Here is a 19,215-nt window from a genome sequence, read left to right on the forward strand (position 1 = left end):
CTCCCCGCTTCCGCTTCCTCAGCCCGTCTCCGTCGCCCGGATCGCGTCCCGGTAAGCCCGCGCGGCCGCGCGCAGGGCGGCTTCCGGGTCCACTCCCTCGGCCTCCGCGTGGGCGGCGATGGCCAGCAGTTCGTAGCCGACGCCTTCGCCTCGGGGGAGTTCGACCTCAAGTCCCGCCGTGCGCACGCGCGATGCCAGCTTCGCCGCGAGGGCCAGGCCCGGCTGACCCAGCGGTATCCCCTCCGTCACGGACGTCCGCCGCTTCTCCTCGGCCTTGGTGCGCAGCCAGTGCTCCTTGACCTCCTCGGGGGTCGTGGCCGTCTCGTCGCCGAACACGTGCGGGTGGCGGTGGATCAGCTTGGTGACGATGCCGCCGGCCACGTCGTCGATGGAGAAGGGTGCCTCGGCGTCCTCCTCCGCGATCCTGGCGTGGAAGACGACCTGGAGCAGAACGTCGCCGAGCTCTTCCCTGAGCTCGTCCCGGTCGCCCTCCTCGATCGCCTCGACAAGCTCGTACGCCTCCTCGATCCCGTACTTCGCGAGGCCCTTGTGGGTCTGCTGGGACGACCACGGGCACTCGACGCGGATGCGGTCCATGACCTGGACGAGGTCGAGGAGGCGGGCGCCCGGCAGGTCGTACGAGGCCGGGAGCAGCTCCAGGTCCGGCATCTGTATGCGGCCGGAGCCGGCGAGGCGGGCCAGGCCGTCGGTGAGGCGCGGCTCGCCCTCGCCGGTGGCGACGACGACCACCGTGCGGCCGTCGGCGCAGGCGTCCACCAGGTCCTGGGCATCGGGGGACGCCTCGTCGACGCTGATGCCCGCCTCACGCAGATACGGCAGCTGCGGATGCGCGCCGTCCGCGCACAGCACCTGGTCGGCGGCGCGCAGCACCTGCCAGGCGGGCCAGGACAGCAGCCCGGGGGCGACGCGGTGGCTGGTGGTGAGCAGGACGATACGGCCGGGGTCGGGAACCTGGGCGGTGGCGTCGGAGCTGGTTGCGTTCACCCCACGAACGTAACCCACGGCACCGACGGCCCCAGGAGTTATCCACAGGCAGGGAGGGAGTCGAACCGTTTATCCACAGCCCTACCCCCAGGCCAGGGCCTGGCGTTGGCCTACTGACCTACCGGCCCAGTGGACTCCTACTGCACTCCTACCGCACTCCTGGACCCACTACGCCGTCTGCTGCGTCCCGGTCGACGTGACCTCCCGCAGCCATGGCGTCTTCACATCGACGCGGCTGCTCTTCTGGACGTCCCAGGCGCCGTAGCGCGGGTTCAGGTCGACGTTCAGCTTCTTCGACGCGTCGGACATGGCCTTCCAGAACGTGGCCTTGCCCTCGGTGGTGTTCATGTCGGCGCCGAGCGCGGCGGCGAGTTTCTGGGCCTCGATCTCGGTACGGAGGTTGTCGTCGAGGCGCTGGGGCGCCACCCCGTACTGCTGCAGCCAGGCCGTCTCAAGCGCCTTCGCACCGCCCGCCTGGCCCTCCAGCGTCGCCCGCATCTGCTGCGTGTCCGCGCGGGTGACGCTCACGCCCGCGTCCTCGGCGGCCCGGTCGAGGACCTGGTCGAGGACCATGGTGTGCAGGGTGTCGCGGGTGAGGCTGCCGGTCTTGGCGATGGCCTGCTCGTACTGGGCCTCGTCCTTGACGGCGGCCCGCTGTGCCGAGCGCACCTCGTTCACCCGGCTCTCCAACTGCGCGACCGTGATCCGCCGGCCACCGACGACGGCCGCGGCGCCTGGGTGCGCCTCGCCACCGCACGCCGTGAGAAGGGGGGCCGCGGCGACGATCGCGGCGGAGAGGACGAACGCGGTGCGACGGCGGCGGTGCAAGGAAACCTCCCGAGGAGATTGTGCGACGGTGCACAAAGTCTTGCGGTGATCGATGGTAGGCAGTGGCCCGGCTCTCGGCCAGCCATTCGACCAACGATTCACGGAGACTTCGGATACCGGCGCGGCCGCCGTGACGAGCGGGACGGCCACCGTCCGCTCGTACGACCGTTCACATCCACTCGTGCGACCGATCAAGTCGGGTCACACAACCGGCCACGTCGGGTCGTACGGCCGGTCGCGTCCTGTCGTAGCGGCCCCGGCTAACCGCGCGCCTCGACCTCGCGCTCGACTACCCCGGCGACCTCGGCGCGCAGTCCGTCGCCGACGCGTGTCACGGTGATGTTCTTGGCGTCCGTGGAGTCGGCTCCGGCGTCCCCCACCAGCACGAAGTCGACCTTCTGGTGCTGCGGGGCGGTCTGCGTGGCCGCCGTGACCTCGGGTTTTCCGGTCGCGACGACCACGTCGCAGGACCGCTGGAGCAGGCCGTTGAGGTAGGGCCGCACGTTGGCCGCGGACTGCTCACCGGTCACCGGGACATAGCTCACGCGTGCGTGCGTCTTGAGGGAGGCGTCCTGCATGCCCTGCCAGACCTCGGCCGCGGCGGTCCCGGCCGTGATCCCGTCCTTGCCGGTCAGCAGGCAGGCGTCGACGTCCTTGTAGTGGCGGGCCCGGGTGTCGGGCAGCTGTCGCTTTGTGTCGGTGCGGGAGAGGAAGTACCCGGTGACCGCGACCGCGACCGCGACGATCACCGCACCCGCCACCATCGCGACCCCCCGGCCGCCCAGTACACGCGGCCACTGGAGTACCGCCCGCACACCGGCGGCGAGCCTCGACTCCTGCGTGGCGTCGCGCGCCGCCTTCGCGCGCTGCGCCTGCGGCACCTGCCTGACCCGCTTGACCACGTGGTTCCCGTACTTCCGCTTCTTCGCTCTTCCGCGCTTCCGTGCTTTCGTGCGGCCCGTGCGGCCCGTGCGGCCGATGCGGCCCGTGCGGCCGGTCCGGCCCGTGCGCCGCTAGTACCCGACTAGTACCCGACGCGCCGGGGCCAGACCGTCCAGGCGTGCACCGCCGCGCCGACCATCGACACCAGGATCAGGAGCACGTCGTCCGCGAATTCGACGCCGTGGGTGTTCTCGGGTGTGAGCGAGAGCTGCATGACCCACGCCACCATCACCGCGCAGAACCCACCGAAGACCGCCCAGTCCGCGCGGGTGCCTCGCCGCAGGGCGATCACGAGGGACGGAACAGGACACAACAGCCCCAGGCTGACGACGGGAAGCGCCGCCAGCCCGGCACGGACGGCGGACGGTCCGACGACCGCCGGCAGCCTTTCGACCCTCATGCCCCGCTCCTCCTCTTGTTGTTCTCCGGTCGTTCTCCGGTCGGCGTTCTCCGGCGATCCCGGGATGCGTCCGGATGTCAGCCGGTGATGGCGACCGGCGCGTCCCAGGCGTCGCGGTCCACGGTGATCGTGTAACCGCCGATGGTCTCCTTGCTGTTGACCATGTACTGGTGGGCGCGGCTGTGGTTGGTGAACTGGGTGGAGCCCCACGGCCAGTCCGTGGTCGTGGTGTTGGCCTTGTCCCACAGCGCGTACCAGAGGTTGCCCGGCAGGTCCGTCTTGTCGGTCGCGGTCGCGATGGCCTTGGCGCTGGAGCTGGTGAAGCCGTAGAAACCGGTGCGGTACGTCTTGGCGTGCAGCGCCTTGTCGAAGGCGCGTACGTACGTCAGCGTGGCCTTGTTGCACGCCGTGTTCGTGATGTCGTACGACTCCATGTCCAGGTAGATCGGGCTGCCCGCCTTCATGCCCAGCGCGGACGCCTTGGTCACCGCGTCCGCGGCGTCGGTGGCGCCGAGCGAGGCGGCGTTGGTGGCGGTGAGCTTCTCCGGGTTGGAGCCGGTCTGGCAGGACGGCTGGGCGCCGACGTACAGCGGGATGAGCTTCCAGCCCAGCGTGCTGACCGACTTCACCCAGGACGCGGTGAGGTTGGGCTGGCTGCAGCCGCGGTTCTTGCCGCCGATGTAGACGGCGGCCGCTCCGTAGAAGCCGGTGTGCCAGGCCTTCATCGCCGTCAGCGAGGGTGCGGCGCAGGTGTCGAAGGCGCGGCCCGTGAACGTCCGCTGGGCGGGCCAGGTGGTCGCCGCCATCGACGTCTGCGCCGCGATCCCGGCTCCGGCGACCACGGCCGCGCCTGCCGTCGCCCAAGCGATGTAGCGGCCCTTCTTAGACATCCGATGGCTGGACATCCCCACCCCATTCATGACGCGCGCACGTCACGGCGCGCACGACGCGCGGAACATGCGGACATATAGATCGAAACAAGACAGTTCAAGACACTTCACGACAGTTGAGCCCCGTCGGCGCCCATCCCGGTTCACCGACGAGAGAGGGTGACCGGCCCCCGGCGCGCGGGGCGGATCGCACCGTAACCGACGCCACCCCCTTGATCGGGAAACCCTGCACCCCAATCGCCACAAGAATCCCTCAAGCCACGGCAAAACATGGGGAGTCCATGGAACCCCGGACCGATCTACCCCCTCTTTTACCGATCTTTGGCACCCCGGTGCCTGTGCATGGCCTGTGCACCCATAGAGTCCGCTCGGCTCAACAGCACCATTTCTCGAAGAAGGACTCAGACATCCCGATGCGTCACCCCTCTCGCGCGGCCAAGGCGCTGCTCGCCGCAGCCGTGCTCCCGCTGGCCCTGGCGGCCTGCTCCTCCGGAACCACCGTCCAGCCCTCGTCCGCCAAGACGAAGCCGACCAAGGACCCCAACGCCGGTCTGCTGACGGGCGCGCAGCTCAAGAAGGCGCTGGCGCCCGCGTCCTTCTTCGCCGCCGGTTTCGCGGTCGACCCGAGCGGCGCGCGGGACTCCGGCACCACGTACACCCCGCCGAGCTCCTCCCCCGCTCCGAAGCCGGACTGCTCCCTGCTGAGCAGCACCAGCTGGATAACGATCACCGGCGACTCGGGGGTGTCCTTCGCCCAGAACGACTACGTCAGCAAGAACACCTCCGAGGACATCGCCCAGGAGGTCGACACCTACCGCGGCACGACCTCCACGACCGTGCTGACGAACCTGGAGAAGACCGCCACCACGTGCGCGACCTTCACCGACTCCGACACGCACACCAAGGTGAAGGTCACCGGCGCCACCACGCCCGGCCTGGGCGACGCCGCGTACACCATCACCCTGACCGACAGCGCCTGGCAGAACGGCTCGACCCTGATCGCCGTGCGCGCGGGCACCGACGTCGTCAGCGTCATGTCCACGGCCGGGCACGACAACGGCGCCGCCACGGCCAAGAAGCTGGCGACGCGGATCGTGACGTCCCTGAAGGGCGAACACCAGCGCGTGTGACCCGCTGGATGGGAGCATGACGCCCCCCGAGAGGTTTCTCGGGACCCGAGAAACCTCTCGGGGGGGGCTCGTAGGGCGCTCGTGGGTGCTCGGGGGGTGGATGGCATGGGCATGGACATGGGCATGGGCATGAGCGTGGACAAGCGCCTGGAAGCCGGCTGGGCCCAGCGGATCGCGTGGTCGGTTCTGGTGGTCGCGTCGCTGGGTCTGCTGGTGTGGGTGCCGTTCCTGTATGTCGCGATCCGCCGCGGCAGGGGCTCGGACTGGGGCGCCTTCGCCGCGTTCCTGCTGTACGAGCTGGTGACGCTGCCGTGGGCGACCGTTCAGTCGGACGCGGGTGATCCCGTCCTCGGCGCGGTCGCCGTCGTCACTCTGGCGATGGCGGTGTGGCTGCTGCTGTTCGCGCTGTTCGACAAGCGCACGCCGAAGTACGCCAGGGCGAACGCGGGGCGGACACACGGGCCCATGCCGGGCCCGGCGCCGGGCAACCCGTATCTGCGCTGAGGTCACCTCCGCGCTGAGGTCACCCGGAAACCCTCGTCCACGCTCAAGCCGCCCGGCGGTTCACCCCCGCCGGGTGCCGCGCACAACCCTGACGGCCGGCCAGGCCAGCAGCGCCCCGACGGCCCAGAGGAAGACGGTGAGGCCGGCCCATTCCCCGGTGCTGGTCTCCGGGTCCGAGGCGCCGAAGAAGGTGTACGAGAGGGCCAGGAGGGACCAGAGCCCCGCGAGGAGCCCGAAGATGACGAGCATGGCCGTCTGTCCGCCGGTACGCCGCGCCGAGGCCTTCTGCTGAACCTGCTGAGCCGCACCGGATCCTCCGGCCTGCCCCGCCGAAGCGGCACCCTCCGGCTGCCGCTGTTGCCTTTGCCGGGGCGGCAGGTGCACCACCGCGCGCGGATGCACCGCCGCGTCGATGGTCGCCATGGTGTGCGCGTCGATCCCGTACTCCCCCGGCTCCACCTCCACGGACAGCCCGTCGGTGCCGATGAGCCGGCGCCCGCCGTCGGCCCAGCTGAGCAGGGCGGCGCACGCGCGGAAGGCCACGGTGGCCTGCTCCTTCCCCGCCGTCAGACTGACCCCCTCGCCCCCGACGACCAGGGCCGTACCGTCCTTGCGCACGGCCTCGAAGCGCGTGCCCTGGACGGTGTACGACGAAGTGGTCGGGGCCGCCGTGTACCCGGCCCAGTCGGCCCTGTGCCCCGAGGGAGCCTGCAGCAACGCCGTCCCGGCGGCCTCCAGCGCCACCGCGTGCACATGCTGCGGCGTCGTCGCCCACAGCTCGGCGCGCAGTTCGTCGAGCCCACGCGGCGGACGGTGGGCGAGCAGTTCCTCCGCCGCGCCCGGCAGCCGCCGTACGGCCGCGTCGGGCGCGGTCAGTCTGGCGTCGCTGCGCCCGCGTACGGCCTCCAGGTCGGCCTGCGCGATCCGGCCGACCTGAAGCCCCGCGAGCACGTCGACGAACCCGCCGAGGACCGCGTCCTGCTTGGCGGGCAGGGCGTCCGCGAAGGCGGTGACGGTCGCGAAACCGTCCCGGCGGGAGGTGTAGTCGCCGGCCGCCGTGTAGGAGTAGCCGCCCTCCTGGCGCAGGGAGCGGGAGAGTTCGCGTTCCAGGACACCGGCGTAGAGCCGGGCGGCGGTGGTGTCGGTGACGACGGCGTCGAGCAGGACTCCGCCCTTGCCGTCGGAGAAGTAGGCGGGGGCGGTGGGGAGGGCGGAGGTGACGGCGGGCATCGGACTCCGCCGACCGCCGGGCAGCTTGAGCGAGAGCCCGGCCGGCAGTCGCTCCCCCGCGATCCACAGCACGGCGTTGTCCCGGGTGAACCAGGTCCCGGCCCATTCCCGTACGTCGTCCGGCCGCAACCCGCGTACGCCCCACTCCGGGTAGCTGACCAGCCCGTACCCCTGGGCCCCGTACCGCCACAGCGGCAGTTGTCCGGGCTCCCGGCGCGCCTCCTCGGTGCGCAGGATCTCCTTCTCGGTCTCCAGCCGCTCCATGGGCAGGTCGAGGAGGGAGGTGCACACACCGTCGAGGTAGGCGACGATCTCGTGCTCGGCGCCCTCCACATGGAAGTGGGTGAACGCTGCCTTGGTCGCGCCGTTGAAGTGGTAGTCGGCCAGGCCCTGGCGGTGCAGGGCCAGGTGCTCGACCAGGTGGGTGATCCCGGCCCCGGCGAGCGTCTCGTCGGCGACGCCGACACGGAAGACCAGTCCGGCGCGCATGGGCCCGGTGGCGTATGCGAAGAGGGTGGGTATGCCGTCGACCTCGGTGTGATGGATGCCCTGGCTCATCGTCTGTCTCTGCCTGTCCTGTTCGGCATCCGCTCAGCCTCTTCCGAGGGCGGCGGAACGGTGTTTGACGTACGCGTCCGCGGGCTTGCCGAGGTAGCTCCACGGGTACTCGGAGGCCAGGTTGCCCAGGGCGCGGAAGTGTGCGGCGGCGCGTGCGGTGTCGCCGATCAGCGAGAAGAGCGCGGCGAAGACGCCCTGGATGGTGACCCACCCGTACGCGGGTCGGTAGTACGGGTGCAGGACGGACCGTTCGGCGGCCTCGACGAGTTCGGCGTGGACGTGGGCCTGGCGGAGATAGTCGGTGCGCTCGCTCCCCGCGGAGGGCAGCGCGAGCCAGTGCTCCAGATGCGCCTCCGCCACCAGCCCCCCGTTGAGCGTGCCCTCGGGCGAGTTGAGCAGGCACTCGCGGGCGAACCCGTGCGCCGCCTCCCAGCTCCCGCTCCACTTGGGGCACAGCTGCTGGAGCAGCCGGGCCTGCCCGGTGAAGTGGTGCGGGTGGTACACGGCCAGTCGGTCGTACCTCCGCCGGGCCTCGTTGTGGCCGAGCTGCAGTCCCATGGCCGTGGTCAGGCGCGCGGCCCAGGCCGCGTCGTGGGACGGGTCGAGGGCGGTGGCCCGGATGAGCAGCTGCTCGGCCTGCCGCAGGTGCTCGTGCAGCTGCCGGAACTGCTCCCGGCTGACGTGCTCGGCGCGCGCGTCGGTCCGGATCTCCCAGCCGACCTTGACCTCGCGGGTCCCTAGCAGTGTCAGGGCGAGTACGTCGTCGGGGGCGGCGGCGACGAGTTCCCGCAGGGGGTGTTCGACGCCGGGCACGTCGGCGACGACGCCGACGAGGAAGGCCCGGTCGGTGCCGTGCGGCAGCCCGTCGGCGTACTGCCGGATCCCCGCCCAGTCCCGCACGGCGGTCGCCTGCCGCAGCCAGCCGGCCTCGGGGAAGGCGGAGGCGAGTTCGAAGTCGGGGGGTGGGAGGGACGCGTCGGTCGGCATGGAGCGGATGGTAAGTGGCGGGTTGGAGACGGTTTTCGGTCAGGTGTGGGGAGGCTGTGGGAACACAATGCCCAAACAGGCCATACGGGCGCCGCCTTGACCCTTCGATGACTGATCTTGACCGGAGCATGACTCGAACTTGAGTTCGCCTTGTGTGAGGTGACCTCTCGCCTTGCCCCTGGCTTGGAACAATCCATGCGACCGCTGTCACGTCACCTCCCAGCCACCGTCACCTCCCAGCCACCGTCACCTCCCCGTCACTGTCACTCTCATCCCACCGTCACCAGGAGCTCCACCCGTGGCACTCAACGCCCGTCGCGCCAGACAACTGCTGGAGATCTCGGCCCCCTTGCTGCTCCAGGGCGAGCAGGTCGAACTCACGAGCGTGGCCGGCATCGGGACGGTCTCGGTGCGCAAGCAGGCCCTCACCGCGGCGGTGGTCGGCGTGCTCAGCGCGGGAACGGTGATGGCGACGGTCACCCCGCGGCCGATGTACCTCGTCCTGACGAACCAGCGGATCCTGTTCTTCGACGGCAACCGGGGCGGCAAGCCGGGCAAGCTGCTGATCAACCTCCCGCGCCCTTACGTCACCGCGAGCGCGCCCAAGAAGACCTTCCTCGGCCTCAAGGTGGTCACCCACCTGACCGTCGAGGGCCAGCAGGGCGCCCTCAAGGTCGACTTCCCGGTCCAGACCCGCGCCGACGGCCACCGGTTCGCGACGGCATTGCCGGTGACGCGCTGACCTCGACCACGCATCGCATGGAGCCGAGGCGTATTCACCCGGGGGACTGAACCGACCCCATTCTGATACCGGAGGCGACGGCGCTCGCCACCATCGGAGGCGAGACCGCGCAGGACTGGGCGGAATACACCGAGATCGGCCTGGGCGACACCCGGAGCCGCGCATTCTGGAGGCGCCTGATGACCCTGCGCCCCAGCCGCTTCCCCGGCAGCGGCACCCTCATCGAGGAAACCCGGATCGAGGGCCGCACAGAAGGCCGTACAGAAGGCCGTACAGAAGGCCGTACAGAAGGCCGAGCCGAGGACATCCTCCGCATCCTCGACCTCCGCGCCGTCGACATCCCCGAGGCCGCCCGCGAGCGCATCACCGGCTGCACCGACCTGGAACTGCTGGGCACCTGGTTCGACCGGGCCCTCACGGCCACCAACGCGGAAGAACTGTTCGGCGCGGAGGCGTAACGAACCCGGAGGTCACAGACGCCGGCGCATGCAGACCCGCGGCCAGCGCTCCAGACCGTGGGCGGCCTCGCGTCGGCGGATGTCCTGGAGCCCGGGACCAAGCGCGCTGTCCTCCAGGAACGTGAAGCCGCAGCGCACGTAGTAAGGCGCGTTCCAGGGAACGTCGGCGAAGGTGGTGAGGGTCAGAGCGGGTATCCCCTCAGCCCCGGCCCGGTGACCGACATGGTCCAGCAGCGACCGTCCGATGCCGCGCCGCGCGCTGTCCGGGTGCACCGACACCTGCTCGATGTGCAGGTTGCCGTCGACGTGTTCCGCGATGAGGTACGCCACCGGCCTGTCGGCCTCGTCGACCGCGACCCAGGCCAGGTCGGCCCGCTGATAGTCGGCGAGGTCGCTGAGCGGGAGGGGCTCGTCGTCGGCGATCTCCAGCATGCCGATGTCGGCGAAACACCGCCCGGCGGCGCGCTCGATGTCCTGAAGGAGGGGCAGTTCGTCGATGTGGACTGCTCGGATGCGGCGCATTGACGCATTGTCGCCGAGGGAACCGGTCGAGAACCTTTCCCCGCAGCAGCCCCCGCCCGTGGATGCAGTCAGTCATGTCAGTGTCCGTCGTTGGTGTCACACCCGTGAGTGATGAACGGCATGAGGTGATCGTCCGCAGGGCCGAACAGGCCGACATCGAGGGGCTTGTCGCGTGCAGCAGCGCGCTGTTCGCCGAGGACGCCGGTACCCGGGATCCGAGCAGATTCGCTGAGGCGGGGTGACGAATGGGTCAGATATGGGCCCTGATCTGCCGTACGGGGTGCCCGAGGGCGTCCCCGAGTACGGTCAGTTCTTCATCACTGAACCAGAGGCGTGCGGGATTCCAGACGGCGATCTCGAAGCGGGCGAAGCCGCACGGCCAGTCGTCCATGAGTGACGACGTCCTCTCGGTCATTCCGACCGACCCGTACTGGCGGCCCGAACGGGCGGCGGCCGACCGTACCGCCGCGCTCCTGGCGGACCTGGCTCCCGGGCTGCCCGAGGGAGTGGACGTCGAGATCGACGTCGATTGGTACGGCCCGGTCCACCAACTCGACACCGTCCAACTGGACACCGACCACGGCGCCGAACTCGTCGACTCGCCCGCCCAACTGGAGCGCTACCACCTGGTCCTGGACCGCATGCACCAAGCCGCACTTCCCCCGGCCAAGTCCCGCGACTTCATCGCCCGACTCGCCCAAGACCTCTGAAGGAGCCCTCAATGCCCGAACTGCACTGGCAGAAGTCCACCTACAGCCAGGAGGCCTCCGCCTGCGTGTACGTGACGACCACCCCCGACGGAACGGTCCTCCTCCGAGAAAGCGACGAACCGGAGACCATCCTCACCACGGGCCCACGCCAACTCGCCACCCTGATAGCCGCCCTGCGTACCTCGCCCCGCTGACCCCAACGACTGATCGGCCGGCATGTCGCCGCGTATCAGTTTGCCGAAGCCCAAGCGTCGTCAGCCGGAAGGCTGGACGTACGGTCGTGCAGGAGGATGACGGCCTCCTTGGCGCGTCCTTCGCGGATGAAGCTCTGCCGGCTGTCTGGCTCCTCCCGGCGCCGTAGGTCGGCTGGAGGACCGCGATGGCCTCGTCCAGTCGACCGGCATCGGCCGGCGGGTCGGAGAGACGCCGTGCCCCGTACCAGGTGTCGACCTCGGGACGGGCGCTCAGAGGCTGCATCCCGCTGATCCTGGTCGATCAGCGACTGACACGGCCGACCGCCTCCTGCTGGTCCTTCCCCTCGTTACCGACTCGAACGTGCCGGAGGCAGCGCCGGGAAGGCGCGATCAGTGCCCGATGAAGCCGGTGAGCCCTTCCTTCCAGCGTCGCTCGAAGAATTCCGCAGACGTCTCCTCGACATGCAGGTCGTCATCGGCCTCAAGCTCCGTCCACGACGGAACGCGCTCCGAGCGGAGCTTCACCCCGGCCCGCAAGCTGGTGGTCCCGATCGACACAGACGAGTCGGCCATCCATGTACTGAGCCACCTTGCGCAGCTCATAGCCGTCTGTCCCGATCTCTGTGACGAACTCGAACGGTTCGTCATCGGCCGCCAGAAGATTGATGGAGATCAAGTACCACGGCCTGGACTCCGCACCCTGCTTCCGCCGGAGTTGAGCGGCCGGCGTCTGCTGGGGTCGAAACGCGCGACGGCGCACGCAGTTCGACGCCGATGACCCACAAGCGGGCCAGGCGCATTGTGGACCGCAAGGCCCGGAAGGCCGCCATCCAAGCACTGCCGACACCTTCGACAGCTCAGCCGTCATCGCGGCGCCGGCCGAAGCCAGCTGATCAGCGCGCCGAATGACTGCCATCGGATGGCGTTCCCTCGAAACCAGAGCACGCTCATCCTCCCGCTGAGCACTGCGCTCAAGCTCCGCGAAGTCGGCGACGCCCGCAGACGCCGGCGCCTGCGTCTGCTCATTCACCAGCCGGGTCAGCGTGCTCCACACCCCGACCGCCTGTTCCGAGATCCTCGCATCCGCCGAAAGCGATTGCACCTCTCCGGCTCCAGCCGCGATCAAGGCCATGCTGGCGACGCTCTGTTCGAAGAAAGCCGGATGGTCGAAATCCTGCAATGGACCGACCGCCTCACAGAATTCATCGAGACCGATCAGGACGCTGTCCGCGATCTCGCCGGAGCCCAAGCAGCCGCGAATGACCTCGTCGACCGGCTGCCGCACCGTCGATTCGAGCACCTCCAGCAGTGGAAAAAGGCGAATCAGGCACAAGGCGCCGCTGGTCACAGTAGGTTCTCGCATTCCATCAGCCGTCCTTTGCGGGCTCCTCACCTTCTTGACAGATTCTCGCCATCTTGCCCTTGCGCCGGGCGGTATGAAACGACGTCAGTTGGCGGTGAACCGCTTCGGCGCCTGGGTCGGATTGCCGCCCGAGGGAAGCTTCTGGCCGGGGCACTCGGAGAGCACCTTCTTCATCGCGGCCTTCTCCCCGCCGGTGACCCACAACCCGTACTTCTTCTTCACGGCCACCTGCGCGGCCACATACGCGCAGCGGTACCTCTTGTTGGGCGGGAGCCAGGTCGCGGTGTCGCCGTCGCCCTTGCTGCGGTTGGTGCTCGCGTCGACGGACAGCAGGTTGAGCGGATCGTTGGCCAGCGCTATCCGCTTGCTCGCGTCCCAGTACTTGGCGCCCTTCTGCCAGGCGTCCGAGAGCGCGACGAGGTGGTCTATGTCCACCAGACTGCGGCCGCGCTTGTACGTCACTTCCTTACCGGAGTACGGGTCCGGGTCGAGCGCCCCGGAGACCACCTTGCAGGTGCCGCCGGTGAACTTCACGTTCTTCAGGTCCCGCTTGAGGATGTCGTCGCGGGTGTCACACTTGTTGGAGTCCGTGTCGGCCCAGGCCGTGCCGAACCTCGCCCTGCTGTAGCCCGTCTTGGGCGCGCGCCCCTTGACGGTCAGCGAGTCCACGGCGGTGAGCGCGGCGCCGCCGCCGGCCACCGTGCCCTGCGGGCCGGCGGAACCCGTGGTGTCCTTCTTGCAGCCGCTGACCCCCGCGCCGACGACGAACAGCACCAGTGCGGCAGCCGCCGCCCCACCCCTCAGACGCACCACGACGCCCCTCCCCTTGTTCCCCGGGTCCGCCCTGCACAGGGCGCGTTTCCCTGGTGCCCACGGTAGCGGCGGGTATGCCCAGGCCATACCCTCCTTCAACGGGCAATAGGTGCACGCCGGGCGTATCGTCGGGGGTGACATACCTCCGGAAGGAGCTCCCGCATGGGCATCTTCGACAGATTCAAGGATCAGGCGAAGTCCAAGGGCAAGGACATGTCCGACGCCGGGGAACGGGAGATCAACGAGAAGACGGGCAACAAGTACACGGACCAGGTCGACGACGCCCAGCAGAAGATCGAGGGCGCGGCGGGCATGGACCGCGAACCGACCGACCGGCCCGATCAGCCGTAGTCCCCGGTCAGCCGTAGCCGCTCAGACGCGCGAGGCACGACACACCCACCGATCGACCCGTGACACCGAGGCCGTCCGCGAAGCTCCACTCCCGCGGGCGGCTTCACTTGCGCCGCCCGGCACCGCACGCACTCACGCTCACAGCTCACGCCCCCACGCACTCCCACACCCCGACACTCTCCCTTCACACCTTCCCGATCCCCAGCGTGGACTCCGACGGCAGCAGCCCCGAACCCAGCACCGCGACCCAGAACTCACCGAGCAGCTCGGTCAGTCGGCTCCGGTCGGCCGGGGTGAGGGCGAGCCAGGGCGCGGCGGCCAGTTCGTCCGTGTGGCGTTCGACCTCGGCGCGCAGCTCGCGGCCCGCGGGTGTGGCGGTGCCGGATTCGGTCACAAGGCCGCGCGCGGCGAGGCGTTCACGGGCGGCGCTCCACTCTTGCGCGCTCCAGCCACGGCTCTCGAAGCGCTCGACGGAGGCCGCGCCGATCGCCGCGAAGGAGACGAGCGCTTCGACGGGGTCGAGCCCGGCGACGAGCAGCGCCGCGAGGTGGCCGTCGCCCCGGTGCTCGCGCAGGATCGTCGTCGCATGCCACAACTGGAGGTGCGGGGCGGCCGGCCACGCCGGCTCCGCGTTGGCCGCGGCCATGGGCCGACCCGCGGTGTTCGCGGCCTCGGCGGCGCGGCGCAACAGCCGTGCGGCCTCGACGAGTTCGGGGCTCGCCGCGCGGTCGCCGAATATCGCGCGGTACGCCCGGTCCATCCCCCGCTCCCTCGCCTTCAGCACGTCCGCGGGGCTCGCGATGTCCCACGCGGAGTCCATGTGCGCGGCGACCATCCGCGGGCTGAAGCTGTAGAAGGCGGAGGACACGCGCTCGCTCCCGACCGCCCCCAACGGCGCGGCACGGAAGGGGAAGTACGTCGGCCAGCGCTCCTCCGCCGACCCGGCGTACCCGAGCGCGGCCGACTCCTCGAAGACCTCCGGCGCGTAGTAGAGCACGGCGTGCAGGGGCTCCAGCAGATGCCACAGACGGCGCACCTGCGCGACCTGGCCCGCCGGGCAGGCGTCTCGCACGCGGCTCCGGCCCACCACTTCAAGGACCGCACCGGCCTGCTCACGGCGATCGCGGCCGAGGGCCACGCGCTGCTGTCGGCCGCGCTCACCGAGGCCACGGACCTACGGGACGCGGGCGTCCACTACGTACGCTTCGCGCGTGAGCACCCCGCGCACTTCCAGGTCATGTTCACGCCGGAGCTGCTGCGCGAGAACGACCTGGAGCTGACCACGGCCCGCGCCCTGACCGCGGACCGCCTGCGCCAGGCCGTCTCCGACCGAGTGCCAAAACCGGGCACCGACCCCCGCCTCGCCGGAGTCGCCGCCTGGTCCCTGGCCCACGGCTTCGCCACGCTGCTCCTCGGCCACAACCTGGACGGCGCGGTCGGCGACCAGGACCCCGAGGAGGTCTTCCGCATCCTGACGGGAATGCTGTTCCAGCCACCGTCGGCGTGACACTGGCCTCCACCACCAGCGTGCCGATCCGTACGACTCCTCCAACCCCTACGACCCGAGAATCGTCGCCAGGAACTCCCCGGTCCACCCCAGCAACTCCCGCCCGACCAGCGGCTTCCCGCCGACCTTCGCCGTCTTCGGGCGGGGCACCAGGAGCTGGTGGGCGGCCGGCTTGATGACCGTGCCCGGGTAGAGCCGCTTGAGGCGGAGTTCCTGGGACTCGCGCAACTCCGCCGGTGCGAAGCGGATGTTGTTGCCCTGAAGCACGACCTCGCCGACGCCGCACGCCCGCGCGAGCATCCGCAGGCCCGCTACCAGCAGCAGGTTCTCCACCGGCTCGGGCAGCTTGCCGTAGCGGTCGGTGAGTTCCTCGCGTACGGCCTTGACGTCCTCCTCCGTGTTGGCGGAGGCGATGGCGCGGTAGGCCTGCAGACGCAGCCGCTCGCCCGGCGCGTAGTCGTGCGGGACGTGCGCGTCGACCGGCAGCTCGATCTTGACCTCCAGGGGCGGCTCCTCCTCGACTCCGCCTTCCAGGGAGGCCCGGTAGTCCGCGACCGCCTCGCCGACCATGCGGACGTACAGGTCGAAGCCGACGCCCGCGATGTGACCCGACTGCTCGCCGCCGAGCAGATTGCCCGCGCCGCGGATCTCCAGGTCCTTCATCGCCACGTACATGCCCGCGCCCATCTCCGTGTGCTGGGCGATGGTCGCGAGCCGCTCGTGCGCGGTCTCCGTCAGAGGCTTCTCCGGCGGGTACAGGAAGTAGGCGTAGCCGCGCTCACGGCCTCGGCCCACCCGACCGCGCAGCTGGTGCAGCTGCGAAAGACCGAAGTTGTCGCCGCGCTCCACGATCAGCGTGTTGGCGTTGGAGATGTCGATGCCGGATTCGACGATCGTGGTCGACACCAGCACGTCGAACCTCTTCTCCCAGAAGTCGACGACCACCTGCTCCAGAGCCTGCTCCCCCATCTGGCCGTGCGCCGTCGCGATACGCGCCTCGGGGACGATCTCACGCAGCCGCGCCGCCGCCCGGTCGATCGACTCGACCCGGTTGTGAATGTAGAAGACCTGGCCCTCGCGCAGCAGTTCGCGGCGGACGGCCGCGCCGATCTGCTTCTCCTCGTACGGGCCGACGAAGGTCAGCACCGGGTGCCGCTCCTCCGGCGGGGTGGTGATCGTGGACATCTCCCGGATGCCCGTCACCGCCATTTCGAGCGTACGGGGAATGGGGGTGGCGGACATCGTCAGGACGTCCACGTTGGCGCGCAGCTTCTTCAGCTGCTCCTTGTGCTCGACGCCGAAGCGCTGCTCCTCGTCGACGATGACCAGGCCCAGGTCTTTGAACTTGGTCTCGGCGGAGAACAGCCGGTGGGTGCCGATGACGAGGTCCACCGCGCCGTCCCGCAGGCCTTCCAGGACGGCCTTCGCCTCCGTGTCGGTCTGGAAGCGGGACAGGGCGCGGACGTTCACCGGGAACTGCGAGTAGCGCTCGGAGAAGGTCCCGAAGTGCTGCTGCACCAGCAGCGTCGTCGGCACCAGGACCGCGACCTGCTTGCCGTCCTGCACCGCCTTGAAGGCCGCGCGGACCGCGATCTCCGTCTTGCCGTAGCCGACGTCGCCGCAGATCAGGCGGTCCATCGGGACCGTCTTCTCCATGTCCTCCTTGACCTCGGCGATGGTGGTGAGCTGGTCGGGGGTCTCCGCGTACGGGAAGGCGTCCTCGAGTTCGCGCTGCCAAGGGGTGTCGGAACCGAACGCATGACCGGGGGCCGCCATGCGCGCGCTGTACAGCTTGATCAGGTCCGCCGCGATCTCCTTGACCGCCTTCTTGGCGCGCGCCTTGGTCTTCGTCCAGTCGGCGCCGCCCAGGCGGTGCAGGGTGGGGGCCTCGCCGCCGACGTACTTGGTGATCTGTTCCAGCTGGTCGGTGGGGATGTAGAGGCGGTCGCCGGGCTGGCCGCGCTTGGCCGGGGCGTACTCCACCACCAGGTATTCGCGAGTCGCGCCCTGGACGGTCCGCTGCACCATCTCGATGTAGCGGCCGACACCGTGCTGCTCGTGCACGATGTAGTCGCCCGCTTCGAGCGTGAGGGGATCGATGGTCTTGCGGCGGCGGGCCGGCATGCGCGCGCCGTCCTTGCCTGCCGCCTTCTGGCCGGAGAGGTCGGTCTCCGTGAGGACGGCGAGCCTGAGCGCCGGGTCCACGAAGCCATAGTCGATCGAACCGCACGCGACCTGCACCACGGCGGGCGTCAGCTCGGTCAGCTCCGCGTCGAGGCGGGCCGCGATGCCCTCGCCGCCGAGGACCTCGACGGTACGGGCGGCGGGGCCGTGCGCCTCGGTGACGTACACCGTGCGCCAGCCGTCCGCGAGCCAGCCCTTGGTGTCGGCGAGCGCCCTGGCCGTGTCGCCGCGGTAGGTCTCGGGGGCGTGCATGCCGAGCTTGAGGGTGTCCGCGTCCAGCTCCTCGTCGGCCGCGAACGGCGACACCGACCACCACATCATGTCCAGCTCGCGCGCCCGGTCGCGGACGTCCGCGATGGCCCACAGGGAGGCCGCGCCGACGTCGATGGGGGCCTCGCCACCCCCGGCCGTCGCCGCCCAGGACGCCTGCAGGAACTCGTGCGAGGTCGCCACCAGGTCCGCGGCCCGCGTCCGCACCCGCTCCGGGTCGCAGACGATGGCCATCGAGCCCTTGGGCAGGACGTCGAGCAGCAGTTCCATGTCGTCGACGAGGACCGGAGCCAGCGACTCCATTCCTTCCACGGCGATGCCCTCGGCGATCTTGCCGAGCAGTTCGCCCAGCTCGGGGTGTTCCTCGGCGAGCCGGGCCGCCCGCCGGCGCACCTCGTCCGTCAGGAGCAGCTCGCGGCAGGGCGGCGCCCACAGTCCGTGCTCGGCGACCTCGAGGGAACGCTGGTCGGCGACCTTGAAGTAACGGATCTCCTCGACGTCGTCGCCCCAGAACTCCACCCGGAGAGGGTGCTCCTCGGTGGGCGGGAAGACGTCCAGGATGCCGCCGCGTACGGCGAACTCGCCGCGCTTCTCGACGAGCTCGACCCGGGAGTACGCGGCTGCCGCGAGCGCCTCGACGATCCCGCCCAGGTCGGCGCTCCGCCCCGTCCGCAGGGCGACCGGCTCCAGGTCTCCCAGGCCCTTGACCTGCGGTTGCAGCACCGAACGTACCGGGGCGACGACGACCGACACCGGGCCGGTCTCGGGGTCGTCGGGGCGCGGGTGCGCCAGGCGGCGCAGCACGGCGAGACGGCGGCCGACGGTGTCCGACCGGGGGGAGAGCCGCTCGTGCGGGAGCGTCTCCCACGACGGGTACTCCACGACCGTGTCGGCCGGGAGGAGGGACCTGAGCGCCGCGGCCAGGTCCTCGGCCTCACGTCCCGTCGCCGTCACGGCCAGTACGGGGCGGCCGGCGTCGCGGGCCAGGGCCGCCACCGCGAAGGGGCGGGCGGCGGGCGGGCCGACCAGGTCGATGTGCATCCGGTTGCCGTCGGTGGCGGCCTTCACCGCTTCCGCGAGGGCGGCGTCCTTGACGACGGCGTCGAGCAGACCGTGCAGGCTCATGAAGGGCTTCCATCCCGGAGAGAGGGCAACGCGAACCGCCCGACACGTCTCGACGGGCCGGGGTTGTCCAGCCTACGACGGCGCCGCGCTCCCTGTGAGACGCAAGAGGTGGACGGCCCCCGGCCCCGGTGCGACGGCCCGTCGGGGAATCGGGGCGCGCCCCCGTCTCAGGGGCGCGGGGCTGTGTCCATGTGCGCTGTGTCCATGTGCGCTGTGTCCATGTGCGGCTCCGCCGCGGGGCGCGACCAGCCCCCACCGCCCCGCAGCCGAACAGCCCGGCTCCCGCCCCGCCCCACCCCACTGGAAGTGACCCGCACCACACCCCACCCTCAACCGTCAACCACTTCCCACGTCCCCGGCGTATACCCCGTGACACGTGATCACGTACCGGGAGCCGCATGAGCTCGAACCCGACCCCCGCCGACACAGACACCGCCACCGCCACCGCCCCAAGAACCGACAGCGTCCCCATACCCCCGCCGGTCACGGCCGTCCTGGGCCG

22 protein-coding genes are annotated in these 19,215 nt (G+C 70.3%); 9 read left to right on the forward strand and 13 right to left on the reverse strand.

The genetic code is table 11. The annotated features are described in order from the left end of the window. Positions 1-18: 18 nt before the first annotated feature. The 5 genes from ACFVWD_RS10285 to ACFVWD_RS10305 all read right to left on the reverse strand — a co-directional run bounded on the left by ACFVWD_RS10285 (position 19) and on the right by ACFVWD_RS10305 (position 4,080). On the reverse strand, positions 19-1,005 hold the full coding sequence (locus tag ACFVWD_RS10285; RefSeq protein ID WP_389594956.1) for a nucleoside triphosphate pyrophosphohydrolase: 987 nt from the start codon (positions 1,003-1,005) through the stop codon (positions 19-21). A 168-nt stretch (positions 1,006-1,173) separates the two neighbouring features. Continuing rightward, positions 1,174-1,833 carry a SurA N-terminal domain-containing protein gene (locus tag ACFVWD_RS10290; RefSeq protein WP_389594958.1) on the reverse strand — a complete coding sequence of 220 codons (660 nt, stop codon included), beginning with the start codon at positions 1,831-1,833 and terminating at the stop codon, positions 1,174-1,176. Positions 1,834-2,093: 260 nt separating this feature from the next. Continuing rightward, positions 2,094-2,735, reverse strand: coding sequence for a hypothetical protein (locus ACFVWD_RS10295; protein ID WP_389594960.1), 642 nt, complete (start codon positions 2,733-2,735; stop codon positions 2,094-2,096). A 122-nt stretch (positions 2,736-2,857) separates the two neighbouring features. Next, complete coding sequence (locus tag ACFVWD_RS10300) at positions 2,858-3,175, reverse strand: hypothetical protein (protein ID WP_389594962.1); 318 nt, start codon at positions 3,173-3,175, stop codon at positions 2,858-2,860. Positions 3,176-3,252: 77 nt separating this feature from the next. Next, positions 3,253-4,080 (reverse strand): glycoside hydrolase domain-containing protein, encoded by an 828-nt coding sequence (locus ACFVWD_RS10305; protein ID WP_389594964.1) that lies wholly within the window; start codon positions 4,078-4,080, stop codon positions 3,253-3,255. Positions 4,081-4,478: 398 nt separating this feature from the next. On the opposite strand from ACFVWD_RS10305, the gene ACFVWD_RS10310 reads away from it, so the two are divergent. Both ACFVWD_RS10310 and ACFVWD_RS10315 read left to right on the forward strand, forming a co-directional pair. Further along, positions 4,479-5,195: a hypothetical protein gene (locus ACFVWD_RS10310; RefSeq protein WP_389594966.1), complete on the forward strand. Its 717-nt coding sequence runs from the start codon at positions 4,479-4,481 to the stop codon at positions 5,193-5,195. Positions 5,196-5,300: 105 nt separating this feature from the next. Then, entirely contained in the window at positions 5,301-5,699 is a 399-nt protein-coding gene (locus ACFVWD_RS10315; RefSeq protein WP_389594968.1) for a hypothetical protein, read from the forward strand. Between the two features lie 60 nt (positions 5,700-5,759). On the opposite strand, the gene ACFVWD_RS10320 is transcribed toward ACFVWD_RS10315, so the two are convergent. After that, positions 5,760-7,487: an insulinase family protein gene (locus ACFVWD_RS10320; protein WP_389594970.1), complete on the reverse strand. Its 1,728-nt coding sequence runs from the start codon at positions 7,485-7,487 to the stop codon at positions 5,760-5,762. A 33-nt stretch (positions 7,488-7,520) separates the two neighbouring features. Then, complete coding sequence (locus ACFVWD_RS10325) at positions 7,521-8,474, reverse strand: hypothetical protein (RefSeq protein WP_389594972.1); 954 nt, start codon at positions 8,472-8,474, stop codon at positions 7,521-7,523. A gap of 298 nt (positions 8,475-8,772) precedes the next feature. Between ACFVWD_RS10325 and ACFVWD_RS10330 the strand changes: the two genes are divergently transcribed. Further along, a complete protein-coding gene (locus tag ACFVWD_RS10330) occupies positions 8,773-9,216 on the forward strand; it encodes a hypothetical protein (protein ID WP_389594974.1) in 444 nt (147 codons plus the stop codon). 179 nt (positions 9,217-9,395) lie between these two features. Continuing rightward, positions 9,396-9,674 carry a hypothetical protein gene (locus tag ACFVWD_RS10335; protein WP_389594976.1) on the forward strand — a complete coding sequence of 93 codons (279 nt, stop codon included), beginning with the start codon at positions 9,396-9,398 and terminating at the stop codon, positions 9,672-9,674. A gap of 12 nt (positions 9,675-9,686) precedes the next feature. Here ACFVWD_RS10335 and ACFVWD_RS10340 read toward each other — a convergent pair whose 3' ends face one another. Next, positions 9,687-10,196, reverse strand: coding sequence for a GNAT family N-acetyltransferase (locus tag ACFVWD_RS10340; RefSeq protein ID WP_389594978.1), 510 nt, complete (start codon positions 10,194-10,196; stop codon positions 9,687-9,689). Positions 10,197-10,300: 104 nt separating this feature from the next. Here ACFVWD_RS10340 and ACFVWD_RS10345 point away from each other — a divergent pair, with 104 nt between their 5' ends. Beyond that, positions 10,301-10,438, forward strand: coding sequence for a hypothetical protein (locus tag ACFVWD_RS10345; RefSeq protein WP_389594980.1), 138 nt, complete (start codon positions 10,301-10,303; stop codon positions 10,436-10,438). 8 nt (positions 10,439-10,446) lie between these two features. On the opposite strand, the gene ACFVWD_RS10350 is transcribed toward ACFVWD_RS10345, so the two are convergent. After that, a complete protein-coding gene (locus ACFVWD_RS10350) occupies positions 10,447-10,587 on the reverse strand; it encodes a hypothetical protein (protein ID WP_389594982.1) in 141 nt (46 codons plus the stop codon). Here ACFVWD_RS10350 and ACFVWD_RS10355 point away from each other — a divergent pair. Beyond that, positions 10,586-10,906 carry a Scr1 family TA system antitoxin-like transcriptional regulator gene (locus ACFVWD_RS10355; protein WP_389594983.1) on the forward strand — a complete coding sequence of 107 codons (321 nt, stop codon included), beginning with the start codon at positions 10,586-10,588 and terminating at the stop codon, positions 10,904-10,906. The two genes, ACFVWD_RS10350 and ACFVWD_RS10355, sit on opposite strands and share 2 nt — an antisense overlap. 11 nt (positions 10,907-10,917) lie before the next feature. Continuing rightward, positions 10,918-11,100 carry a DUF397 domain-containing protein gene (locus ACFVWD_RS10360; RefSeq protein WP_389594984.1) on the forward strand — a complete coding sequence of 61 codons (183 nt, stop codon included), beginning with the start codon at positions 10,918-10,920 and terminating at the stop codon, positions 11,098-11,100. A 481-nt stretch (positions 11,101-11,581) separates the two neighbouring features. Here the strand turns inward: ACFVWD_RS10360 and ACFVWD_RS10365 are convergent, their stop codons facing one another. Next, positions 11,582-12,448, reverse strand: coding sequence for a hypothetical protein (locus ACFVWD_RS10365; protein WP_389594986.1), 867 nt, complete (start codon positions 12,446-12,448; stop codon positions 11,582-11,584). Positions 12,449-12,547: 99 nt separating this feature from the next. After that, positions 12,548-13,276 carry an HNH endonuclease family protein gene (locus ACFVWD_RS10370; RefSeq protein WP_389594987.1) on the reverse strand — a complete coding sequence of 243 codons (729 nt, stop codon included), beginning with the start codon at positions 13,274-13,276 and terminating at the stop codon, positions 12,548-12,550. Between the two features lie 162 nt (positions 13,277-13,438). On the opposite strand from ACFVWD_RS10370, the gene ACFVWD_RS10375 reads away from it, so the two are divergent. Further along, complete coding sequence (locus ACFVWD_RS10375; RefSeq protein WP_389594989.1) at positions 13,439-13,627, forward strand: Rv0909 family putative TA system antitoxin; 189 nt, start codon at positions 13,439-13,441, stop codon at positions 13,625-13,627. Between the two features lie 184 nt (positions 13,628-13,811). Here the strand turns inward: ACFVWD_RS10375 and ACFVWD_RS10380 are convergent, their stop codons facing one another. Beyond that, on the reverse strand, positions 13,812-14,699 hold the full coding sequence (locus tag ACFVWD_RS10380) for a hypothetical protein (RefSeq protein WP_389594991.1): 888 nt from the start codon (positions 14,697-14,699) through the stop codon (positions 13,812-13,814). Between ACFVWD_RS10380 and ACFVWD_RS10385 the strand changes: the two genes are divergently transcribed. After that, positions 14,646-15,134 (forward strand): TetR/AcrR family transcriptional regulator, encoded by a 489-nt coding sequence (locus tag ACFVWD_RS10385; RefSeq protein WP_389594993.1) that lies wholly within the window; start codon positions 14,646-14,648, stop codon positions 15,132-15,134. The two genes, ACFVWD_RS10380 and ACFVWD_RS10385, sit on opposite strands and share 54 nt — an antisense overlap. A 48-nt stretch (positions 15,135-15,182) precedes the next feature. On the opposite strand, the gene mfd is transcribed toward ACFVWD_RS10385, so the two are convergent. After that, positions 15,183-18,713 carry a transcription-repair coupling factor gene (gene mfd, locus ACFVWD_RS10390; RefSeq protein WP_389594995.1) on the reverse strand — a complete coding sequence of 1,177 codons (3,531 nt, stop codon included), beginning with the start codon at positions 18,711-18,713 and terminating at the stop codon, positions 15,183-15,185. Between the last annotated feature and the right edge of the window lie 502 nt (positions 18,714-19,215).

It is taken from the genome of Streptomyces sp. NPDC058086, assembly GCF_042885015.1.
In the GTDB taxonomy this organism is placed as follows: Bacteria; Actinomycetota; Actinomycetes; order Streptomycetales; family Streptomycetaceae; genus Streptomyces.